This window comes from Achromobacter sp. JD-1, assembly GCF_038594925.1.
GTDB lineage: Bacteria > Pseudomonadota > Gammaproteobacteria > Burkholderiales > Burkholderiaceae_B > Achromobacter > Achromobacter spanius_C.
In genome coordinates this window covers 1-5651 of the sequence record NZ_JBCGCS010000048.1, presented here as the reverse complement: position 1 = coordinate 5651, position 5651 = coordinate 1, and the positions used below count along the sequence as shown (strand labels likewise).

The window sequence follows — 5651 nt, the reverse complement described above, 5'->3', positions numbered from 1 at the left end:
GCGCCGATGGTGCCGCTGTTGTTGATGTCGCCGTCGGCCGCAAGCTTGACGTCGCGGCCGGCCATCAGGGTGCCGTCACCCTTCAGGTCACCTTCGCGCACCAGCAGGTACACCTGCGGGACCAGCACGGTCTCGGTGGTGCCGTCGGGCAGTGTGACGGTCTGTTCGACCAGCCACACCAGGTCGGTGGTCAATTGGCGTTGCTGCGCTTCGGTCAGCGTCGCGCTAGCTTGATGCCGTGGTCCACGGGCGAATTGCGCGCCGTTGGCAAGGGGTTGCTTGGCCAGCCCCTAACTCGCAAACTGCTGCCCGCGTTTCGAATTCACATCCGATTTAGAACGCCCAACGGATGGGTGCAATGGCGAACCCACGTCTTCGCGGCTAGCTCATCAAGCGCCAGCCTCTACGTGCTGCGTCATTTGCCGTACGAATCTCGTGGTTCGGCAAAGCGCAGTTCCCCAAACTTCTCGCACTGATATGGGTACTTCTCAGTGCATCGCTGCAGCATGGTTCGCGCGAGCTTATTCGCCATGCCAGCGGCAATTTTTTGCCCTTCTGCTGTAGGACCGCGATTCGAGAAATCGCGCAGAGATATCCGATACGTTTCTTCGGCCATGGCTCGATATTCTCCAGATACGGCGTCATACAGACGAATGATGACGCCCACGCTGGGAGGATATTGCTGATAGCCTTCGAAGCCATTGGCCCTACCGACAACCACAACGTACCTAGCTCCGATAGTCGCTGCGTCCTCTTGCATCCTTGGAGGCCTGGCTGTGTGGGCATCCACAGGGCGAGCTTCAACAGTTGCTTTGACGCCCGCAGTGTCCATAGCGTTTGGGATCTCGCTATTCAACGCCTTGCATACCGCTTCGGCGGCATACGAGGCAGGATACGCTGTTCTCGCACCCAAAACTCCGACGCCATCTATTTTCTCTTTGAAATCACAATCGGAGGTAAATATCAGAACGGGACTGATTTTCTCCTGCGGCCCAGGATTCGACGTTAACGCCTTGGGTGGCGAACCCATGATGAACGAGCAACCGGAAGATGCCAGCAACAAGGCTACCGCGAAAATTTTGCGTGACCGCATAAGTTTATTATTCTGCAATTTTTTAAAACTCCCCAATTTTATATAAAACCACCACACATAATAACGCGCCTTGGATTTATTTTATTCAATGGTGAAAACTTCGGAAAAGCCGCCCCCCTTGTCGCCTCAGCGGACTATCAGCACTGCGTCAGATCGCTCAAGACAACAGTACAACAGCACGCAATCTTCACGCTCATGCGCAGGCATACCAAAAATTTAGAAAGGGGAAATTGTGAAAATCAAGCAGTGAATTAACGATTGGTTGCCATGCCCTGGTTGAGACAATGGGACAATCCATTTCACGGTCTTTTCTCCTTACCCTTGATCGCGAAATATCCAACGCACTGATCCGATAACATCAGCTACTAACACCGTCCAAAACAAACCGAATATGCAATCCAATCAATCCGCCAAACATCGGGTATGCCCCACAGGAAAGCTAGCGATGCAAAATTATTCCGGCAGTCTCCTATAACCGAACTCACTCGCCTTCCTTGCGTTCGTCAGGCGCCTCGAACCGCGTTGCCTTTTTTTTGGTCAACCATCCTGGTGGATAGGGTGGGTCCTCAAATGGACGAATTTTTAGAACATAAGCTTGCGCGGAATAGCCGCCAAAAGCTCCAATACCCAAACCCACGATATACAACCACCCGGTGTGCCATTGATATAAATCGATCAGAGGCAGCCCCACTCCCACAAAAGCGCAAAGAAGAACATATACGTAACGTAAATGACCGTCGCGGACTGCGTGCTTCTTAAATAATTCCAGTAGTCTCTGCTTCACTTCGCGTACCTTGATTTCAGGTATTCGCCAATTTCATTAAAGAGCAAACTCGCCCCGGGGCCCGGCTCGCCCCGCCGTCTGAACGGCGATGTCAACTCCGCCTGACACTGCGTACGCTTTCGGGTTAGGCCTCATTTCCTTTTCAGTTGGAAGCTATTTTCTCAAATACCCACTGATACGAATTTCTCAGAGCGGGTCGCTTCTTAGTGGGGACCGACGTGGAATGTATCGAAAATATCTTTGTTCCGTTTATCAGCGAGCAAAACAGGCTGGCACTCAATCTGGATTCCAGAACATCATGTTTCACTTCGATCCATCTGACTCACACTTTTCTTCGTCATCGTCTCGCTTTCTCCTACTCAACCATCCACGAGGATATGGAGAAGGCTCAAATGGACGGATACCCAATTGGTGTGCCCTAGCAGCATAACCACCGACACCCCCAACCACAAAACCGACTATATATAACCATCCCGTCCGCCAAAGGTCTAGATCGAGAAAAACCACCCCACCGCCAACGATCACAAAAAAAGCTCGGAACAAGGGGCGGAAATTTCCTTCATGGATAAATATCGTTTCTATTTTTTTGACAAATCGCATAAAAATATTAATTTGCATATTTCAATTTTAAGTAATCACCAATTACATTGAAAATCGACGAAGCGAGTGGGGCAACATCACTTACCGCCTTCACACCATAGTCGATAGCAGCAGCCTTTACGTACGTGTTCGAGCTGGGTCGCATACTCTGCTCTAACCCGCCAGCAAGCCAGCCTGTAATATCAGACCCAAATGCCGCCGTTTTAAACACGCCTGCATATGGACTGGGGGCCGCACCTAAAGTACCCGCAGCCGCCCCAAAGCGTCCTGTTGCCTGTCCAATATAGGCCAGAATATCAGCATTTTTATTTCGCTTGTCCCGCAAATCAGCAGCAGTCATATCCCTCTGAAGCCCAGCAGCGCAATGCGCAGTGACGCAGAACTGAGCCATCGGAGATCGTTCCTGAAGCGGCCAACCCGAGCCCGCCAATGAGTTGCTGCGTTCCGGCTCTGCCGTGTAGGAAAATCCACTAGGAACCGTACCTCCGCTAGCATGGGAAACGATAAAACTCTGAATCTGCCTGCCCAGTTCCGGCGATCCAAATTCCATCATGATGGGCTCGCCGTCTTTAGTTCTACCGACTTCAGCAAAGTTGGCTCCGGTGTCAAAAATCCCTTCATTGCCGATAACAACAGCCGGCCCTCCAACATAGGATTCACCGTCTGGTAGAGCCACGTTCATCCTGCGCATCTGGGCTTCGATCTGCTCAACGGTATAACTTCGTCCCTCCTCTTTGGCGCGCGCTGCGATGCTCTTTGCCAAATCTCTTTCTTCGGGGTGCAGTTGGCGGTTATATCCGTCGGCTACCGCCGCACCAGCAGCGCCACTTAATCCTCCCGTTAGTGCGCCCGCCGAAGAGGCAAGCACGTTCAGTACTAGGTTGGCCACTTCGCGTTGGATTGCCGGAGGTAAACCCTGCATAGCATTATCAATGGCGTCCTTCGCAGCCGCAGTTGTCAAGTCTCCCGCGATGGTACCGGTGATAGCGGCTGCTACGTTCCCTCCTCCAAGTGCCGCCCCAGCCGCCGCGACAATCGAATGCACGGCGATCCTGCCCGTTTTCCCCTCGCCCCATACATCAGGATTTTCCTTCGCGAGGCCCTTCAAGACATCCCCCGCAATCTGCATCCCCAACTGACCAAACGCCTGTTGGAACTCCAGTTGCTCGCGGACCTTATCCTTGTCGAAGATCTGCCCAATGCTGCCATTCGCGCCTGCTGTGTCGCGGCTGAGGCCCGCTGTGCTATCACGGCCGGAGTCCTTGTCCGAGCGCACCTCGATCGTGCCCGGCGCGATGGCGGCGTAGGTCGTGCCGGAATCGCTACCGCTGGTATGACCAAAGCTCAATCCCGAGGGACCGAGCCCATTCGCACCACCCTTATTTGCGACGTCGAATGCACCCGACATGCCGAGGTTCAAACCGACGGTCGTAGACTTGTATGCGGCCTTGTTCTGCAAATCGGTAAAGCCGAACGTCTCCGTGGACAGTTTGTTCTTCGCCGCGTCCGCGTCGCTGGCAATCACCGCCCCATCCAGTTGCGTGTGCTTGCCGACGTAGATATCAAATCCACCCGACCCTGCGTACAGCCCAGATTGTTCGTTGACGCTGTCGTAGTTCGACTTGGTCTTGCCGATGCTGGCGCCGACATAAGCATTGCCGCTCATGGAACCAAAGCTGAAGCTGCCGCCTGCGTTCACCTGGCTTTGCTTGGCGTTGTAGCGGTCCGTGTCCTGCTGGCTGGCGATGGTCAGGTTGCGGCCAATGTCGGCACGAATGCTGTCGGCGCGCGCTTGCGCGCCCATCAGCACGGTATCGCGGCCCGAGATCAGCGTCAGGTTGTCGCGGGCGCTGACCTGCGTTTCCTGGTACGTCGTGCCATTGCCGTTGGCGTTGCCTTTGCCCGCGTAGCCGCTGGCGAAGACATTGATGCCGCCTCCGCTGCCGCTATCGGACACGCCGATGCCCACGCCGACCTTCCAGCCGCTGTTTTTGTTGGTAGAGGTTTCTGTTGAGGTTTGTGCCTGGCTCAGAAGGTAGAGATTATTCGTCGCTGCCAGCAGGACGTTCTTGCCGGTGACGTCGCTTCCGACAATCGACAGGTTGCCGGACCCGGCGACCCCCTTCTCGCCCAGCGCCACAATGGATACGTTCCCCCCCGCCATGATGGACGACCCAAACGCGGTTTCTTGCGTGCGCTTGGTCTCGCTGACGGATTTGCTGGAGCTCAGACTGATCTGGATCTGGGCGCTTGCGGCTTCCTTTTGCGCTGTGGTCGCTTGAGAGCCCTTTGCCGCGTCCATCATGCGATCGGCTTGCACCGCCTGATACGCGGCCTGCCCGACCTTGACCGCCGCCAAACGGCTGCTCTTGGCTTCACCGGCTTGCTTGAGCGTGCCGTGCATCTGTTGCACCGCGCCCAGCACGCCTCCGGCTATACCAATCGTGAGACCGGATTGCTTGAGTTCGTGATACTCGTGCTGACGGGCTTCGCCCACGCCAGCAACGATGGCGACGTTGCGGCCTGCGATCGAAATATCCCCGTCCTGCGCCAGCACCTCACTGGCGAACACGCCGACATCGCGACCCGCGTCGATAATCACGTTGCCACCGACGCTGCCCACGGTGCTACTGGAATAGCCGCCGCTCTCGCCCTTCATCCAATCGGTTCGCGCTTGCTTGCTGTAGCCGATGTTGAAGCCACCGCCGCCGCCAAGTCCCGATTTCGTGACTTTCTCGTATTGATAGTCTTTGTACGATTCCGCCGCAGCCTCGATGGTGACGTCTCGATTGGCCGTCAACATTACGTCGTGGTCACCGACCACGTTGGAACCCTGCACGGTCAAGTCGCGCCCGGCCAAGAGCGCAACGGTATCGCCCATGAAGTTGGAGCCCTTGGCAACGGTCCAATCACTGGCCGTCTTGGTATGCGTAGTCTTCGACGACAGGAAGCCTTTGGTCTTGTAATGCGTTTCGTCGTAGGCCGAGCCGCTTTGCACTCCGGCGATCAAGTTGATGTCGCGGCCTGCGCCAACGGCCAATTGCTCACCGGCCGTGACGTCAGCGGCACGCGCGTTGACATCCTGCCCCGCGATCAACGTGACGTTACCATCAGCGGCAATGCTCGAACCGATTTCCTTGCTGGTACTCAGGTCATGCCGATTCTTCTTGTTGC

The 5651-nt window shown here is 55.5% G+C and carries 4 protein-coding genes; all 4 read right to left on the bottom strand.

Translation table 11 applies throughout. From position 1 onward, the window contains the following. Positions 1-194: hypothetical protein (locus WBR68_RS30870; protein WP_230696199.1), on the bottom strand; the 194-nt coding region annotated here is incomplete at its 3' end. A 221-nt stretch (positions 195-415) separates the two neighbouring features. Further along, on the bottom strand, positions 416-1150 hold the full coding sequence (locus WBR68_RS30865) for a hypothetical protein (RefSeq protein ID WP_230696198.1): 735 nt from the start codon (positions 1148-1150) through the stop codon (positions 416-418). A 424-nt stretch (positions 1151-1574) separates the two neighbouring features. After that, a complete protein-coding gene (locus tag WBR68_RS30860) occupies positions 1575-1877 on the bottom strand; it encodes a hypothetical protein (protein WP_230696197.1) in 303 nt (100 codons plus the stop codon). 607 nt (positions 1878-2484) lie between these two features. After that, positions 2485-5651 (bottom strand): hemagglutinin repeat-containing protein (locus WBR68_RS30855; protein ID WP_230696196.1); only part of this gene is annotated, 3167 nt, incomplete at its 5' end.